This window comes from Acidovorax sp. 1608163, assembly GCF_003669015.1.
Taxonomy (GTDB): domain Bacteria; phylum Pseudomonadota; class Gammaproteobacteria; order Burkholderiales; family Burkholderiaceae_C; genus Acidovorax.
The window spans coordinates 1054090-1070764 of the sequence record NZ_CP033069.1; the positions used below are offsets into that span (position 1 = coordinate 1054090).

General features: G+C 62.9%; 15 protein-coding genes. 5 read left to right on the forward strand and 10 right to left on the reverse strand.

Annotated features, from left to right (window positions below; all coding sequences use genetic code 11):
* Nucleotides 1-159: 159 nt before the first annotated feature.
* The 7 genes from EAG14_RS04765 to EAG14_RS04795 form a co-directional block, all read right to left on the reverse strand.
* Nucleotides 160-1332 carry a ribonucleotide-diphosphate reductase subunit beta gene (locus EAG14_RS04765; protein ID WP_099741871.1) on the reverse strand — a complete coding sequence of 391 codons (1173 nt, stop codon included), beginning with the start codon at nucleotides 1330-1332 and terminating at the stop codon, nucleotides 160-162.
* Between the two features lie 134 nt (nucleotides 1333-1466).
* The gene (locus EAG14_RS04770; RefSeq protein ID WP_121728222.1) at nucleotides 1467-4376 is read right to left on the reverse strand and encodes a ribonucleoside-diphosphate reductase subunit alpha; all 2910 of its coding nucleotides are present in this window, start codon (nucleotides 4374-4376) and stop codon (nucleotides 1467-1469) included.
* A 374-nt stretch (nucleotides 4377-4750) separates the two neighbouring features.
* Nucleotides 4751-5350: a 1,6-anhydro-N-acetylmuramyl-L-alanine amidase AmpD gene (gene ampD / locus EAG14_RS04775; RefSeq protein ID WP_121728223.1), complete on the reverse strand. Its 600-nt coding sequence runs from the start codon at nucleotides 5348-5350 to the stop codon at nucleotides 4751-4753.
* 1 nt (nucleotide 5351) lies between these two features.
* On the reverse strand, nucleotides 5352-6854 hold the full coding sequence (locus EAG14_RS04780) for a sigma-54 dependent transcriptional regulator (protein WP_121728224.1): 1503 nt from the start codon (nucleotides 6852-6854) through the stop codon (nucleotides 5352-5354).
* Nucleotides 6855-6859: 5 nt separating this feature from the next.
* The gene (locus EAG14_RS04785) at nucleotides 6860-8563 is read right to left on the reverse strand and encodes a PAS domain-containing sensor histidine kinase (RefSeq protein ID WP_121728225.1); all 1704 of its coding nucleotides are present in this window, start codon (nucleotides 8561-8563) and stop codon (nucleotides 6860-6862) included.
* Nucleotides 8560-8793, reverse strand: coding sequence for a PP0621 family protein (locus EAG14_RS04790; RefSeq protein WP_121728226.1), 234 nt, complete (start codon nucleotides 8791-8793; stop codon nucleotides 8560-8562). The genes EAG14_RS04785 and EAG14_RS04790 overlap by 4 nt, the downstream gene beginning before the upstream one ends.
* Complete coding sequence (locus tag EAG14_RS04795) at nucleotides 8790-9587, reverse strand: inner membrane protein YpjD (protein WP_121728227.1); 798 nt, start codon at nucleotides 9585-9587, stop codon at nucleotides 8790-8792. Before EAG14_RS04795 ends, EAG14_RS04790 begins: the two co-directional genes overlap by 4 nt.
* A 106-nt stretch (nucleotides 9588-9693) precedes the next feature.
* Between EAG14_RS04795 and ffh the strand changes: the two genes are divergently transcribed.
* Nucleotides 9694-11076 (forward strand): signal recognition particle protein, encoded by a 1383-nt coding sequence (ffh, locus tag EAG14_RS04800; RefSeq protein ID WP_099656409.1) that lies wholly within the window; start codon nucleotides 9694-9696, stop codon nucleotides 11074-11076.
* Nucleotides 11077-11199: 123 nt separating this feature from the next.
* Here the strand turns inward: ffh and EAG14_RS04805 are convergent, their stop codons facing one another.
* From EAG14_RS04805 to EAG14_RS04815, 3 genes are all read right to left on the reverse strand, one after another.
* Complete coding sequence (locus tag EAG14_RS04805; RefSeq protein ID WP_099658766.1) at nucleotides 11200-11547, reverse strand: hypothetical protein; 348 nt, start codon at nucleotides 11545-11547, stop codon at nucleotides 11200-11202.
* Nucleotides 11548-11565: 18 nt separating this feature from the next.
* Nucleotides 11566-12015, reverse strand: a complete 450-nt coding sequence (locus EAG14_RS04810; RefSeq protein WP_121728228.1) for a hypothetical protein — start codon at nucleotides 12013-12015, stop codon at nucleotides 11566-11568.
* A gap of 166 nt (nucleotides 12016-12181) precedes the next feature.
* Nucleotides 12182-12436: a hypothetical protein gene (locus tag EAG14_RS04815; RefSeq protein ID WP_099656407.1), complete on the reverse strand. Its 255-nt coding sequence runs from the start codon at nucleotides 12434-12436 to the stop codon at nucleotides 12182-12184.
* Between the two features lie 203 nt (nucleotides 12437-12639).
* Here EAG14_RS04815 and EAG14_RS04820 point away from each other — a divergent pair, with 203 nt between their 5' ends.
* The 4 genes from EAG14_RS04820 (at nucleotide 12640) to EAG14_RS04835 (ending at nucleotide 16619) form a co-directional block, all read left to right on the forward strand.
* Complete coding sequence (locus EAG14_RS04820; RefSeq protein ID WP_099656406.1) at nucleotides 12640-12870, forward strand: hypothetical protein; 231 nt, start codon at nucleotides 12640-12642, stop codon at nucleotides 12868-12870.
* Nucleotides 12871-12880: 10 nt separating this feature from the next.
* A complete protein-coding gene (locus EAG14_RS04825; protein WP_121728229.1) occupies nucleotides 12881-13357 on the forward strand; it encodes a molybdenum cofactor biosynthesis protein MoaE in 477 nt (158 codons plus the stop codon).
* A 202-nt stretch (nucleotides 13358-13559) separates the two neighbouring features.
* Nucleotides 13560-16166 carry an ATP-dependent chaperone ClpB gene (clpB, locus tag EAG14_RS04830; protein ID WP_099741861.1) on the forward strand — a complete coding sequence of 869 codons (2607 nt, stop codon included), beginning with the start codon at nucleotides 13560-13562 and terminating at the stop codon, nucleotides 16164-16166.
* A gap of 84 nt (nucleotides 16167-16250) precedes the next feature.
* Nucleotides 16251-16619 carry a hypothetical protein gene (locus EAG14_RS04835; RefSeq protein WP_121728230.1) on the forward strand — a complete coding sequence of 123 codons (369 nt, stop codon included), beginning with the start codon at nucleotides 16251-16253 and terminating at the stop codon, nucleotides 16617-16619.
* Nucleotides 16620-16675: the final 56 nt, after the last annotated feature.

Here is a 16675-nt window from a genome sequence, read left to right on the forward strand (position 1 = left end):
ACTTCCTGTCTGCAGTGGACAAGAAGCGATCCATGGTGATGGACGCTTCTTGAGCTCCATCACCATGAATACGGAAACACCACCGCCGAGCCCCTTCTGTGAGGGTACTTGTGAGCGGGGTGTGGTGTAAGCGTCCATGGCCGAAAGTGCGCGATCTGATCAGTCCCAAGACAGGGCGCCGCCCGACTGGTACTCGATGACCCGGGTTTCAAAGAAGTTGCGTTCCTTCTTCAGATCGATCATCTCGCTCATCCATGGGAATGGGTTCTCTTCGTTCGGGAAGAGGGTCTCCAGGCCGATCTGGGTGGCGCGGCGATTGGCGATGTAGCGCAGGTAGCCTTTGAACATCGACGCATTCATGCCCAGCACGCCACGCGGCATGGTGTCTTCGGCGTAGCGGTATTCCAGCTCCACGGCCTTCATGAACAGGGCATTGATCTCGGCCTTGAACTCTGGGGTCCAGAGGTGTGGGTTTTCCAGCTTCAGCTGGTTGATCAAGTCGATGCCGAAGTTGCAGTGCATCGACTCGTCGCGCAGGATGTACTGGTATTGCTCGGCCGCGCCGGTCATCTTGTTCTGCCGACCCAGCGCCAGGATCTGTGTGAAGCCGACGTAGAAGAACAGCCCTTCCATCAGGCAGGCAAAAACGATCAGTGACTTGAGCAGTGTCTGATCGGTTTCGAGCGTGCCGGTGTGGAAGTTCGGATCCATGATCGCTTCGATGAAGGGAATCAGGAACTCGTCTTTGTCCCGGATGGACTGGACTTCGTTGTACGCGTTGAAGATTTCGCTTTCATCCAGGCCCAGCGACTCCACGATGTACTGGTAGGCATGGGTGTGGATGGCTTCTTCAAACGCCTGGCGCAGCAGGAACTGGCGGCACTCGGGGGCAGTGATGTGGCGGTAGGTGCCCAGCACGATGTTGTTGGCGGCCAGCGAGTCGGCGGTCACAAAGAAGCCGAGGTTGCGCTTGATGATGCGGCGCTCGTCATCGGTCAGCCCATTCGGATCTTTCCACAACGCGATGTCGCGCGTCATGTTCACCTCTTGCGGCATCCAGTGGTTGGCGCAGGTGGCGAGGTATTTTTCCCAGGCCCACTTGTACTTGAACGGGACGAGCTGGTTGACGTCCGTCTGGCCGTTGATGATGCGCTTGTCTGCTGCATTGACACGGCGGTGTGTGGCTGCTGGGGCCTGCTGTGCACTGGTTGCAGGCTGCGATGCCGTGGACTCAAAAGACAGCGGAGACTGCTCTGCTTGGCGGTTGTTTTGCAGACCGCCGTCCGTTTGATTTTGCGATGAGGGCTTGACTTCTTCGTCCCAGGTCAGCATAGATTTTCCAGTGTTCGGATTATGAAAGCAGTGCTGCAAAAAGGAAAGCACTGAAGCGTTATGCAGCAACGATTTGTTGCTTCACAGCACATGCGCAGCACACCAATTGGGGTCGGTGTGCCGCGTGGTTGTGGTTACTGGCACGCCTCGCAAGCCACATCGTCAATCGCCGTGAATTGAACGTCGGTGGCTGGCACTGCTGATGTGGTTGCGGCAGAGGCTTCGGGCGCGTTGCTGTGGGCTTGCGCGCCTTGGGCCGAAGTGCCTTCGGTACCGGACGAGACAGCGTTGAGCTGGCGCGTATTCACGGTGCTCATTTCCACGTGTGTCGCGCTTTGCGTGCGCAGGTAGTAGGTGGTCTTGAGGCCACGCACCCATGCGAGCTTGTAGGTGTCGTCCAGCTTTTTGCCCGATGCACCGGCCATGTAGATGTTCAGGCTCTGGGCCTGGTCGATCCACTTTTGGCGGCGCGAGGCCGCCTCCACCAGCCACTTCGGTTCCACTTCGAAAGCGGTGGAGTACAGCGCTTTGATGTCGGCGGGCACGCGGTCGATGGGGTGCAGCGATCCCTTGAAGTGCTTGAGATCCATGATCATCACGTCGTCCCACAGGCCCAGGCGCTTGAGGTCGCGCACCAGGCCGCCGTTGATCACGGTGAACTCACCCGACAGATTGGACTTGACCGACAGATTGCCAAACGATGGTTCGATCGAGGCATCTACGCCGATGATGTTGGAGATGGTGGCTGTGGGGGCAATGGCCACGCAATTGGAGTTGCGCATGCCGTCCTGCGCGATCTTCTTGCGCAGGGCATCCCAGTCCAGCGTGGCGGAGCGGTCCACTTCCACGTAGCCGCCACGGGCTTGCGCCAGCATGTCCAGGGTGTCGAAGGGCAAGATACCGCGGTCCCACAGCGAGCCTTTGTAGCTGGAGTATTGGCCGCGTTCCTTGGCCAGTTCGGTCGATGCCCAGTAGGCGTAGTAGCAGATGGCCTCCATCGACTTGTCGGCAAACTCGACGGCTTCTTGCGACGCGTAGGGAATGCGCAACTCATACAAGCTGTCCTGGAAGGCCATGAGCCCCAAACCCACCGGACGGTGGCGCAGGTTGGAGTCGCGGGCTTTCGTCACGGCGTAGTAGTTGATGTCGATGACGTTGTCCAGCATGCGCATGGCCACCGTGATGGTCTTCTTCAGCTTGTCGTGATCGATCTGGCCATCCTTCAAGTGCTGGCGCAGGTTGACCGAACCGAGGTTGCACACGGCCGTTTCGGTGTCGCTCGTGTTGAGCGTGATTTCCGTGCACAGGTTGGACGAGTGCACCACGCCAGCGTGCTGCTGGGGCGAACGCACATTGCAGGCGTCCTTGAAAGTGATCCAGGGGTGGCCTGTTTCAAACAGCATGGTCAAAATCTTGCGCCACAGGTCGGTCGCCTGCAAGGTCTTGCTGGGCTTGAGTTCGCCGCTGGCGGCCTTGGCTTCATAGGCCACGTAGGCCTTCTCGAAGTCTGCGCCAAATAGATCGTGCAGATCGGGCACGTTGGATGGCGAGAACAGGGTCCAGGTGCCCTTTTCCATCACGCGGCGCATGAACAGGTCGGGGATCCAGTTGGCCGTGTTCATGTCGTGCGTGCGGCGGCGGTCGTCGCCGGTGTTCTTGCGCAGCTCCAGGAACTCTTCGATGTCCAGATGCCAAGTTTCCAGATAGGTGCAGACGGCGCCCTTGCGCTTGCCGCCCTGGTTCACGGCCACGGCCGTATCGTTGACCACCTTGAGGAACGGCACCACGCCTTGGGACTCGCCGTTGGTGCCCTTGATGTGCGAGCCCAGGGCGCGCACGCGGGTCCAGTCGTTGCCCAGGCCGCCAGCAAACTTGGACAGCAGGGCGTTTTCCTTGATGGATTCGTAGATGCCGTCCAGGTCGTCGGGCACCGTGGTCAGGTAGCAACTCGACAGCTGCGAGCGCAGCGTGCCGCTGTTGAACAGTGTGGGCGTGCTGGACATGAAGTCGAAGCTGGAGAGCACTTCGTAGAACTCGATGGCACGGGCTTCCGGGTCTTTCTCATTGAGCGAGAGGCCCATGGCCACACGCATGAAGAAGGCTTGGGGCAACTCGATGCGGCTCTTGCGCACGTGCAGGAAGTAGCGGTCGTACAGTGTTTGCAGGCCCAGGTAGTCGAATTGCAGGTCGCGCTGGGGCTTCAGGGCTGTCGCCAGACGGGCCAGGTCGAATTTCAGCAGGCGTGCATCCAGCAGTTCGTTGTCCACGCCCTTTTGGATGAATTGGGGGAAATACTCGGCGTAGGCTGCGCCCATGTGGTCTTGCGTGACGTCCCGGCCCAGCACTTCGCGCACGATGGTGTGCAGCAGCAGGCGTGCGGTGGCGTAGGTGTAGTCGGGGTCTTTCTCGATCAGGGTGCGGGCCGCCAAAATAGACGCCTTGTACACCTCGTCCATGGGCACTCCGTCATAGAGGTTGCGCATGGTTTCTGCCACGATGGGGTCTGCCTTGATGTCTTTGCCCAGCCCAACGCAGGCCGATTCGATCAGGGACTGCAGGCGGTGCAGGTCCAGCGTGACGCGCTGGCCGTTGTCCAGCACATGGAGTACAGGCACGGCGGGGGCATGTTGCTTGACCAGATTGGCGCGCTCTTGTGTGCGGCGCTCGCGGTACAGCACATAGGCGCGGGCCACTTCGTGGTGGCCGCCGCGCATCAGGCCCAACTCGACTTGGTCTTGCACGTCTTCAATGTGGAATGTGCCGCCACCGGGGCGTGAGCGCATCAGCGCGCGGCTGACGCCCTGCGTCAAGGCGTCTACCACCTCGCGCACGCTGGCCGATGCTGCGCCCTGGGTGCCATGCACCGCCAAAAAGGCTTTCATCAGAGCGATGGCAATCTTGGGTGCTTCGAAGGGCACGACCGCGCCGTTGCGCCGAATGATCTGGTAGTGGCCTTGGGCGTTGGCTGCCGTGTTGGCGGCGTCGCCTGCGGCTTCTTCAGGGGTGGCGTGCGTGGTGGCGGGCGTGTTCAAAGCAGCTTGCATGGGTGTCCTCTTCTGTGGGCTGACTGGGGTGTGTGGGCAGCCGCTGGGGCTGCTGCAAAGGCGAGAGTGGTGCGCCAGCCTTTCGGCTGTCGCACACTATATATGGTGTGTCGATTGTGTTCAAGACACTACCGGTAGTGTAATGCCTTGGGTGTTGGGTTTCTGGAAACCAGCTGTTTTGCACCCCTTCAGGGGTGGGTGCAGAGCGTGAAAACCCGCTGTGCCACACGGTTTGGAAGAGCAGACCTTGTGGTGGTGCGGGCTGTCGCGGTATTTGGCCCGCTGCGGCGCTCAGTGCTTGGTTTGTCTTTTTGGAAGGGGGGCGATCCTACCCTGAATCTGCCCCGATTTTTAAACCTGAAAACAGGTCGGGTTTAGCGAGGGGTCACTTGACTGGGGAGTTCCAGGGTGCTTTGGGTCAGCAGCTCTGCCAGTTTGTGCCAATTGAATCCAGGCCCTGGGTCTTGCTTGCGCCCGGGGGCTACATGCTCATGCCCTGCCAGATATCGCAGAGGGTAACGTTCGGCCAAGGCATGGCAAAGCGCTGCCAGGGTGAGGTACTGTGCGGATTCAAAGCGATGCCCCTCCAGTCCCTCCAGTTCAATGCCAATCGAGTCATCGTTGCAGTTGGTTCTGCCGCGATAGGCCGACTGGCCTGCATGCCACGCCCGTTGGTCGCAGTCCACAAATTGCCACAGGCGCCCGCTGCGCTCAATAAAGAAGTGGGCCGACACCTGCAATCCACGGATCTGCTGGAAATAGGGATGGGCCTCCCAGTCCAGGGTGTTGGTGAACAACTGTTGCACGGCCCCGGTGCCGTAGTGCCCGGGCGGGAGGCTGATGGAATGCACCACGACCAAGTCCACTGACTGCCTGGCGTCCGCAGGGCGGGGGCCGTGGTTGGGGGAAGGTAGTCGCATGGCATCGCGGTGCCAGCCACCGTCCCACAGGTCTGCCGATGGGGCTGCGGCCATGTCAGCCGATCTCGTCCAGAAAGTCCTGGTCGTTGGGCACCGCAATGTTCAGTCGGGCGATGCGGTAGCGAATCTGGCGCAGGCTGATGCCGAGCCGCGCGGCCGTAGCGGTGCGGTTGAACCCGGATTCTTTCAGTGCCCGAACCAGAATGTCCCGCTCCTGCTGGTCGAGCCAGGCCTGCAAGTCGTTGGGCAAGGCGGGGCAATCTGCCGCCGAATGCGGCGTGCCGTGGGTGTGTTGGTCGGGCGTGGGCTCGGGGCGGGCTGAGGGTTGCGGCGGTGTGGCGTCGCCTTGCCACTCCACTTGCAATTCGTCCCCTTCGCTCAGCGCCACGGCGCGGTGCAACAGGTTTTCCAGCTCACGCACATTGCCTGTCAGGGGGTGCGATGCGATGGCCTGCAAGGCCGCTTCGTTCAGTCGGGGCACGGGCATGCCGGACTCTTGGCTGATGCGCGCCAGCAAGGTGGTGCACAGGGCGGGCAAGTCCTCCCGGCGCTCACGCAGTGGCGGTATCACGATTTCGATCACATTCAGGCGGTAGTACAAGTCCTGGCGAAAGCGCCCGGTTTGGACATCGGCGGCCAAATCGCGGTGGGTGGCACTGACGATGCGCACATCCACTGTTTCCTCCTGGGTCGAACCCAGGGGGCGCACGCTGCGCTCCTGGATCGCGCGCAGCAGTTTCGACTGCATGGCCAGAGGCAGGTCGCCGATCTCATCCAGAAACAGTGTGCCGCCCCGTGCCGCCTGGAAGTAGCCGTCGCGGTCCTGGTTGGCGCCGGTGTACGACCCTTTGCGCGCGCCAAAGAACTCTGCTTCGAGCAGGTTTTCCGGGATGGCGCCGCAATTCACAGCGATGCAGGGACCGTCCGAGCGTTGGCTGCAGGCGTGCAAGGCCTGGGCCACCAGCTCCTTGCCGGTGCCTGATTCGCCGTGCACCAACACGGGGGCCATGCCGCGCGCTACCTTGGCGATGCGCTGCTTGACGTTGCGCATGGCTTCGGAGTCACCCACCATACGTGCCAGCGCTGCGGGCACGATCCCTGGCGCAGTGGCAGCCTGTTCGCCACCAGAGGCCGATGAGCGCTGGGTGGTGCCCGCACGGGGCGCTCGGGGGGCGGGTGTCGCGCCGGTGCCCTGCACGGCAGAGGCCACGACCGAGCGGAACTGCTTGAGATCGACCGGCTTGGTCAGGTAGTCAAACGCGCCCGACCGCAGGGCCTCCACCGCGTTCTCTGCCGACCCATAGGCGGTCATGACCACACAGCGTTCGCGGCGTTGCTGGTCGCGCAGGTCTTGCAGGATCTCCATGCCAAAGCCGTCAGGCAGGCGCATGTCGGTGATCACCACATCAAAGGGGCGGCCCTTGAGCTGTTCACGGGCTTCTTGCACGGTCGAGGCGGTCTCGACGCGGTAGCCCTCGCGCAGCAAGGTCAACTCGTACAGGGTGCGCAGGTCGGGCTCGTCATCAATGACCAAAATGGAGGCAGCGGTGGCGTTCATGGTTCTCAGATCACGATGGAGTCGAATAGCGTGGCGGCTTCTTGGGGGCGTGTGGTGCGCCTGAACGCCACGGTGAAGGCATTGCCGCCGGTGTTGCCACGCGCGGTGGTACGGTGGGTGCGCTGGTAGCTGATGGAGGCGCCGTGCCTTTGGCACAGTTCGCGGCATATATAGAGGCCCAGGCCGCTGGAGCGGCTCTCTGAGGAGAAAAAGGGCTCGAACAGGTGGCGCTCCACAGATTTGTCCATGGGGGCACCGTCGCTCCAGACCTGCAGCGTGATCTGGCCTGTGACGCTGGTGCGGGTTTGCACTTGCAACGAGTCTTCATGGGGCCCCATGTAGCGCAAGGCGTTGTCCAGCAGGTTGACCAGTACCCGGCGCAGGTGCTCGGTATCAAACTCTACGTGCAGCATCGGCGCATTCAGCAGGATTTGCCCTTGGCGCTTGGCGGGGTCCTGGGCGCACCAGTCACTCCACACCTGGGCCACGCTGGCATCCAGTGCCAGCGTGGAGGCCGGCGCATGGCTGATCTGGTGTTGCACGCGGGCAATGTCCAGCACCTCCTCGGCAATGCGTGCCAGTCGGTCGGCGTTTTGCTGCACCATTTGTGCCAGTCGTTTTTGACCAGGGTCTTGCAGGTCTTCTTCCAGCAGCGCGTTGGCTTGGACGATGGCGGCCAGCGGATTGCGGATTTCATGCGCCACGGCAGCAGACATGCGGCCCATGGCGGCCAACTTTTCGGTGCGCAGGCGCGCCTCCAGTTCCCGCAGGTCATGCAAGAACATCACGCACAGGCGCTCTCCACGGCTTTGCGGGTCGGCGTGGGTGGATGTCATCCAGGTGCGTGCATGCAGCCCGGTGGGACTTTCGCCAGGGTGCAGCAATGCGACGTCGGCCGTTTGGGGGGCTTCCTGGTCAAACGTGCGGTGTGCCAGGTCCACCAGGGGCTGCCAGCCTTCGCACCGGCCCAGGGAAAAAGGCAGCTGGGTGTGCTGGCTCTCCCCCAGCAGGCCCTGAGCGGCCGGGTTGGCCATGCGGACCACGTCGCTTTCGTCCACCACCAGCACGCCGTCGCTCAAATGTTCGATCACCAGGGCACTCACCTGCGTCTGCACCTGCGCTGCCATCCTGTTGCGCTGGGCGACTTCCTGCTCGCCCACCAGCCGGGTGGCCAGTTGGTGCACCAAGTAAGTCACCACAAAATACCCGGTGCCCGTCAGCGCGCTTTGCAGGTAGCGCTGGGTGTCGTCGCTCAGCGATTGGGTGCTGCTCCACCAGGCCCACAGCAACAGCAGCAGCGTCACGGCGGCGGTGGTGCCCAGCGCCAGGGTCAGGGTGCCCAGTACGGCGGCCATCAGGATGGGCAGGCCGAACAAGGGGGTGAAATTCATGGCGCCCGTGTGCAAGAGCTGCAGGGCGCTGACCACGGCAATGTCCACGCCGATGGAGGGAAGCCACTGCACGCCGGTGCCCGCAGCAGGGGGGGCATGGCGCCCCAGAATGCGTAGCAGCACGGCGGCGCACAGGTAGGCCCCGCATACGGTCATCAAGACGGGGTCGCTGACTTGGTTGAACCACTGCCCCAGGATCTGCAGCACCAGCAGTGCCACGGCAATCATCACCCGTCCTGTGAGAAAGCCGCGCCACAGGCGCACAAAGGGCGCGTCCGCAGTGTTCAGCCGGGCGTCGGCCAACAGCGCTTCTTTCATGGGCGCAGCGCTGGGCCAGCGCGCAGGTGCTCAGCGCTGCAATAGGCCACGCCACGTTGCACAACCGCATCGCTGTAGGGCAGGTGCAGGCCGCAATGGGCGCAGGCCACCATGTCCTGGGGTTTGGGGGGGGCTGCGGGTGGGGTGCGTGCTGGCTGGGCGGGCTCACGCTTGCTGCGCCATACGCCCACGGCAATCACCAGCACGATGAGCAGGACCAGGTATTTCATACGCTGCGGCCCAGCACGACTTCCATCACGAAACGCGAGCCCACGTACGCCAGCATCAGCAATGCAGCGCCTGCGTACAGCACCCGCACGGCATTGCGCCCGCGCCAGCCAAAGCGTGCGCGGCCCAGCAGCAAGGTGGCAAATGTGAGCCACGAGAGCATCGAGAAAACGGCCTTGTGGTCCCAGCGCCAAGCGCGGCCGTACAGGGTTTCGCTGAACAGCCAGCCCGCCAGCAAGGTGGCGCTGAGCAGCACAAAACCGGCCGTCACAAAGCGAAAGGTCAGCCGCTCCAGCGTCAACAGAGGAATGCCACTGTGCGGGTCTTCGGCCTGGCGGATGTGGCGTTCTGCACGGGTCATGAGCCAGGCGTGCACCACGGCAGCGGCAAACAGGCCATAGCAGGCAATGCCCAAGGCCAGGTGCAGCGGCAGCCAGGCAGATGCCGCCACATGCAGCGGCTGCCCAGGAAACGCCAGAGCCAGCACGATGGTGGCGGCGCCCAGGGCGGCCAGCACCCAGCGTGCCTGCATCTGGGGAAAGAGCTGCCGCTCGACGGCATACACCGTCAATACCAGCCAGGCCGTCATCGACAAGGCCGGGGCAAAACCGAAGCGGGGCGCATCACCCCACAGCCCCCAGACCAGCAGGGCACCGTGCAACACCCATGCCACCAGCAGAGCGTTGCGTGTGGCGGTGGCGCCCAACCGGGCGGCGGCTGCGGCAGGTGCGGCGTATGCCAAGGCTGCGGCAAGGGCCAGCAACCAGCTGACGGGGGAAGCACTGGGTAAAATCATGGGTCACAGTTTAGCCTTTCGCCCGCTGCCAGCGCTTTGGCAAACCTGCCCACATTTGACCTGTGTGCGGGTAACGGGTAACCCTGGAACCTTTCCAAAATCTCCTATGGCCTCCGCACTTACCGACAAACTCACGCGACTCGTCAAGGAGATGCGTGGCCAGGCCCGCATCACCGAATCCAACGTGCAGGACATGCTGCGCGAAGTGCGCATGGCGCTGCTGGAGGCCGATGTGGCCTTGCCGGTGGTGCGCGACTTCATCGCCCGCGTCAAGGAAAAAGCCCTGGGCCAGGAGGTGCTGGGCTCGCTCAAGCCCGGACAGACGCTGGTGAGCATCGTCAACCAGGAGCTGGCCGCCACCATGGGCGAGGGCGTGGCCGACATCAACCTGGCCGCGCAGCCCCCGGCCATCATCCTGATGGCGGGCCTGCAAGGTGCGGGTAAAACGACCACCACCGCCAAGCTGGCCAAGCACCTGATCGAGCGGCGCAAGAAGAAGGTGCTGACGGTGTCGGGCGACGTGTACCGCCCCGCCGCCATCGAGCAGCTCAAGACCGTGACTGCGCAAGCCGGTGCCGAGTGGTTCCCCAGCACCCCGGACCAAAAGCCGCTGGACATCGCCCGCGCGGCGCTGGACTATGCCAAGAAGCACTACTTTGACGTGCTGCTGGTGGACACGGCCGGGCGCTTGGCCATTGACGAAGCCTTGATGAAAGAAATCAAGGACCTGCATGCCGCCCTCAACCCGGTGGAAACACTGTTTGTGGTGGACGCCATGCAGGGCCAGGATGCGATCAACACCGCCAAGGCCTTCAAGGAAGCCCTGCCGCTCACCGGCATTGTGCTGACCAAGCTTGATGGCGACTCGCGCGGTGGTGCCGCGCTGTCGGTGCGCCAGATCACGGGGGCGCCTATCAAGTTTGCAGGTGTCTCTGAAAAGATCGACGGCCTGGAGGTGTTTGACGCCGAGCGCCATGCGGGCCGCATCCTGGGCATGGGCGACATCGTGGCGCTGGTGGAGCAGGTCACGGCCGGGGTGGACATCGAGGCCGCCCAAAAGCTGGCCGCCAAGGTCAAGAGCGGTGACGGCTTTGACCTCAACGACTTCCTCTCGCAAATCCAGCAGATGAAGCAGATGGGCGGGCTCTCCAGCCTGATGGACAAGCTGCCGTCTCAGCTCACCGCCAAGGCCGGCTCCATCGATATGGACAAAGCCGAGAAAGACATCAAGCGCAAGGAAGGCATCATCCAGAGCATGACCCCGCTGGAGCGCCGCAAGCCCGATCTCATCAAGGCCACCCGCAAAAAGCGCATTGCCAACGGCGCCGGTGTGCATGTGCAAGAGGTCAACCGCCTGCTCAAGGAGTTTGAGCAGATGCAGGACATGATGAAGAAGATGAAAGGCGGCGGCCTGATGAAGATGATGAAGCGCATGGGCGGCATGAAAGGCCTGGGCGGCATGCCCAAGATGCCGTTTGGTGGCTCCTGAGGTGTTGGGTGCTATTTAATTGATAGCTGCTGACGCTTATGCATAAAGCGTTAGGCGCCAAAAGGAACGCGACTCTTGCAAAAGGGCCGCGTTTTTTTTTGGCAAGGCCCTTTGACGCGGTTGTCAGTGGGATGAGGGATTGGTATCGCCGCTGCTGGGCAATGGCAGTTCGGGGCAGGGCCAGTTCAGCAGTTCTGCCAGGCGGGTCGTGATCCAGGTGGCCTCGGCCACCGACACGCCCGACTCGGCCGTGCACAGCCCCGCATGGATGCGCAGCAGGATCTCTGTTTCGGACGGGGCCTGCACGTGGTACAGCGTTTGCGCGTGCTCCACCAGATGCCCCGACAGGTCTTCACACAGCTCGTAGCGGGCGCGAACGATGGAAACGGGTTCGCGCAGGCGCTGGCGGTGGTCGGCGTACACCGCCATGAACGAGGGCGGAACGTGGATCTGGTTGTCGTCTTCGAGCATGGCCAGATTGTGGCCCACTCACTGCACGCGGTTGAACACCAGCTTCTTCTGGGTTTCCGGGTCAAAGAAGTCAAAGCTCGAATCGCTCAGCGAGAGGATCTTTTGCTCCATCCGCACCTGTCGGTTGGGCTTGAGCTTTTGGTTGTTGATGTGGGTGAAGACCCGCTTGAAGTGGGTGCCGTCAAAAGACCAGTCGCCGCTGGAGGTGTTGTCTGCCAGCACGGCCCCGTCCGGGCCCTTGTACACCGCGTGCTGCGTGAACTTGCGGTTGTCCTTGAGTTCCGTGGTTTGCTGCAGCAGCCATTCGGACGTTTGCAGGGTGTGCTCCCATTTGCCCACCAGGCGGGCCTGGGGGATGGCTGCAGCGCTGGTTTTTGCGGCCGTTGCAGCTGGGGTGGTCGGGGTGTTTTGGGCCCACACAGCGGTGCTGGCGGCCAGGCACAAGGCCAGAAACAGGTGCTTTTTCACAGGGCTCTCCCAAAAAGCGCGAAGTGTCCCAGAGACCGGGCCCGCAAACTGCCCGCCGCGCGCCGTTGGGCGAAATGACCGGTGGCTCCTGTGTATTTGTTCGCGATTCTTCGGGTGTTTTTGGGGGCGGGCACCCCATAGCGGGCTGGTGGGACCGCGTGGTGGGTCAGTCGGGAGTGAACAGGCGCTCGAACTTGGCTTGGTCTGCCGCCAGCTCAAAGGTCACCACCTGGCCCATCTTCATGTCCGACAGGCGGCAGGCGGCATACAGCGTGGTTTTGCCGGCCAGCTCCATGGCATCCAGGTCAATGATGGCGTAGGGGTGGGGCACAAAGACCTGGTGCTCAAAAATCTCGCGGTATTGGTTGCGGGGCGAAGGGTAGAGCTTGTACTGGTCGGTGGTGATGGTTTGTGTGGCCATGGGCTCAAAAAAGTAAGGGCAGGGCGCGTGGCGGGCCAGCGTGGTGGGGGTACAGTGCGGGCGAATGCTACAGACATTCCTGTAGGGCTTATGCAAAGCGGGATGCAACCACCGCCTTGGCTTTCGGGCACGCCGCTTGGCTGACCCCTGTTTGCGTAAGCCATGTCCTGTAGAAACCCTGTTGAACTACCGAAAACATCCCCATGGCACGATCCAAAAGTGAATGGCCGAACAAGGTGCTGGCCTTGATCCAGTCCGGCAACCACGCCGCCGCAGTGGCGCAAATCAAGGTGGCCCCCACGGTGGGCGACATCACGCGGCTGCAAACCCAGCTGGCCAAACTGCCGCCATCGCCCGCGCTGCAGCAGCTGCAGAACTTTGTGGAAGAGGAGCGGGCCTTGCTGGCCGCGCCCCGCCTGCACCGTGCGCCATGAGCTACGGCCTATGACCCGCGCACAAGTTTCCATCCAGACCGCAGACTTTGACCTGTCTGCCGAAATTGCCGCGCTGCGCCGTGAAGACAAGGGCGTGGGGGCGGTGTGCAGCTTTGTGGGCACGGTGCGTGACCGCAATGAGGGCGACACGGTCGCCTCGATGGAGCTGGAGCACTACCCCGGCATGACCGAAAAGTCCATCGAGGCCATGGTGCAAGAAGCTTTCCGGCGCTTCGACATTTTGGGTGCCCGGGTGATCCACCGCGTGGGGCTGCTGCAGCCGCTCGACCAGATCGTGCTGGTGGCGGTGACCAGTGCCCACCGGGGCCAGAGCTTTCAGGCCTGCGAATTTTTGATGGACTACCTCAAGACCCAGGCGCCGTTCTGGAAGAAGGAAGAAACCGCCCAAGGCGCCCGCTGGGTGGATGCCCGGGTGAGCGACGACGCCGCGCTGGCGCGCTGGGGCATCACGGCACGCAACGCCTGAGCCCAGGTTGGGGGCTGTTCTTTTCAATAAAAATAGCTGCCAGCGCTCATTAAATAAGCGCTGGCAGCTATTGATTTGATAGTAACTGCGTGCTCCGTCGCCGCTGCACCCCACTGATCCAGGTCAATCTCTTCCTGTGCCCGCTGCCTTGAAATGAGGCAGTGCCCACCCCAACTGCAGGGCAATTCGGAGGATATGGACCATGCGTCTCGACAAATTCACCACCAAGTTCCAAGAGGCCCTGGGCGATGCACAGAGCATTGCGCTGGGCAACGACCACGCCTACATCGAGCCCGTGCACATGCTCGTGGCCATGCTCAAGCAAGACGACGGCCCCAAGGCGCTGCTGCAGCGTGCGGGCGCCAATGTGCCCGGCCTGCTGGCGGCGGCCGAAGCTGCCGTCAAGCGCCTGCCCCAGGTGCAAGGCAACGACCAGGTGCAGGGCGGCCCCGAGCTGGGCCGCGTGCTGCAGGCCACTGAGAAAGAAGCCATCAAGCGCGGCGACCAGTTCATTGCCAGCGAGCTGTTCTTGCTGGCCGTGATCGACAGCAAGGGCGAAGCCGCAAAAATAGCCAAGGACAACGGCCTCACCCGCAAGAGCTTGGAGGCTGCGATCGAAGCCGTGCGCGGCGGTCAGAAGATGGACAGCGCCGAGGCCGAGGGCCAGCGCGGCGCGCTGCAAAAGTACTGCCTGGACCTGACCGAGCGCGCCCGAGCAGGCAAGCTCGATCCGGTGATTGGCCGCGACGACGAGATCCGCCGCGCCATCCAGGTGCTGCAGCGCCGCAGCAAGAACAACCCCGTGCTCATTGGTGAGCCCGGCGTGGGCAAGACTGCGATTGTCGAAGGCCTGGCCCAGCGCATCGTCGCAGGCGAGGTGCCTGAAAGCCTCAAAGGCAAGCGAGTCCTCTCACTGGACATGGCCGCCCTGCTGGCCGGTGCCAAATACCGGGGCGAGTTTGAAGAGCGCCTGAAGACTGTGCTGAGCGAGCTGGCCAAGGACGAAGGCCAGACCATTGTCTTCATCGACGAGTTGCACACCATGGTGGGTGCAGGTAAGGGCGAAGGCGCGATGGACGCGGGCAACATGCTCAAGCCGGCTCTCGCGCGCGGCGAGCTGCACTGCGTGGGCGCCACTACGCTCGACGAATACCGCAAGTACATCGAAAAGGACGCTGCGCTGGAGCGCCGCTTCCAGAAAATTCTGGTGGGCGAGCCCACGGTGGAGGCCACTATCGCCATCCTGCGCGGCCTGCAGGAAAAATACGAGGCGCACCACGGCGTGGAGATCACCGACCCCGCCATCGTAGCGGCGGCCGAGCTGTCCCACCGCTACATCACCGACCGCTTTTTGCCCGACAAGGCGATTGACCTGATCGACGAGGCGGCGGCCAAGATCAAGATCGAAATCGACTCCAAGCCCGAAGCCATCGACAAGCTCGACCGCCGCCTGATCCAGCTGCAAATCGAGCGCGAAGCCGTGCGCCGCGAAAAGGACGAGGCCTCGCAGAAGCGCTTTGGCCTGATTGAGGAAGAGATCGAGCGCCTGCAAAAAGAAATTGCCGATCTGGAAGAGATCTGGACCAGCGAAAAAGCGCAGGCCCAGGGCTCGGCCCAGGTGCGCGAAGAGATCGAGCGCATCAAGCTGCAGATTGTCGAATTCACCCGCAAGGGCGACCTGACCAAGGTGTCTGAGCTGCAATACGGCCGCCTGCCCGATCTGGAACGCAAGCTCAAGGAAGCCCAGGCCAAGGAAGAAGGCAAGGACGGCGCCTCCACGCCCAACCGCTTGCTGCGCACCCAGGTGGGCGCGGAAGAAATTGCCGAGGTGGTGAGCCGCGCCACGGGCATCCCGGTGTCCAAGATGATGCAGGGTGAGAAAGACAAGCTGCTGCAGATGGAGACCAAGCTGCACGAGCGTGTGGTGGGCCAGCAAGAGGCGATTGCTGCGGTGGCCAATGCCATCCGCCGCTCGCGCTCGGGCCTGAGCGACCCCAACCGGCCCACGGGCTCGTTCCTGTTCCTTGGCCCCACGGGCGTGGGCAAGACCGAGCTGTGCAAGGCGCTGGCGGGCTTCTTGTTCGACAGCGAAGACCACCTGGTGCGCATCGATATGAGCGAGTTCATGGAGAAGCACTCGGTGGCCCGCCTGATCGGCGCGCCCCCCGGCTACGTGGGCTATGAAGAGGGTGGCTACCTGACCGAGGCTGTGCGCCGCAAACCCTACAGCGTGCTGCTGCTCGACGAGGTGGAAAAAGCCCATCCCGACGTGTTCAACGTGCTGCTGCAAGTGCTGGACGATGGCCGCCTGACCGATGGCCAGGGCCGCACCGTGGACTTCAAGAACACGGTGATCGTGATGACCAGCAACATCGGCTCGCACCTGATCCAGGCCATGGTGGGGCAGGATTCGCAGGACATCAAGGACGCCGTGTGGGGCGAGCTGAAGAACCACTTCCGCCCTGAGTTCCTGAACCGCATCGATGAGACCGTGGTGTTCCACGCGCTCGACGCGCAGCACATCGCCTCGATCGCCAAGATCCAGCTGCAGCTGCTGCAAACCCGGTTGGCCAAGATGGATTTGGAGTTGCAGGTGTCCGATGCCGCCTTGGCAGAATTGGCCAAGGTGGGGTTCGACCCGGTGTTTGGTGCGCGGCCGCTCAAGCGGGCGATCCAGCAGCGGATTGAGAACCCGCTGTCCAAGCTCTTGCTGGAGGGGCAGTTCCCTCCCAAGAGCGTCATTGCTGTGAACGTGAACCCGGTGCTGGAGCCGGGGGTGTTCCAGTTCAGCGCCGCGCCGCAGGGTTGACCTGCCAAGCGGCGGTGGCGGGTGCGCAGGCTGGTGGACACACCGGTGTCGCGCCCCGCCCATGTTGTGAATGAGAGGTGTGAGTTGAACGAAATTGTTGCGGGCCTGCTGCGCCTGGTGTTGCGTGTGGTGGTGTTGGCCATGGGCGTGGTGCTTTTCTTGAGCCTGCTGGCCGCCGTGCTGGTGCTGGCCCTGGTGTGGGCCTTGCGCGCCGCCTGGGCGCGGCTGACGGGCAAGCCCGTGACGCCCTGGGTCATGCGCATGGACCCGCGCTCGGGCTTCAGCACCGCCTTTCGTTCCACGCAGCGTTGGTCAACGGGTGGCCACCGTGGTGCGCCTGGGGCACCCGCATCGGGTGATGGCGTGGTGGATGAGCCCGCCGCACAGCACCGTGGCGGCATCCTGCCTGGGGCTGCCCAGGTGACGGACGTGGAAGCGCGCGACGTCCGCTGAAGGTTAGGGACCCATCTGCACGACGGCTATTGCTGCGCAGTGCATTGCGTGCGTCT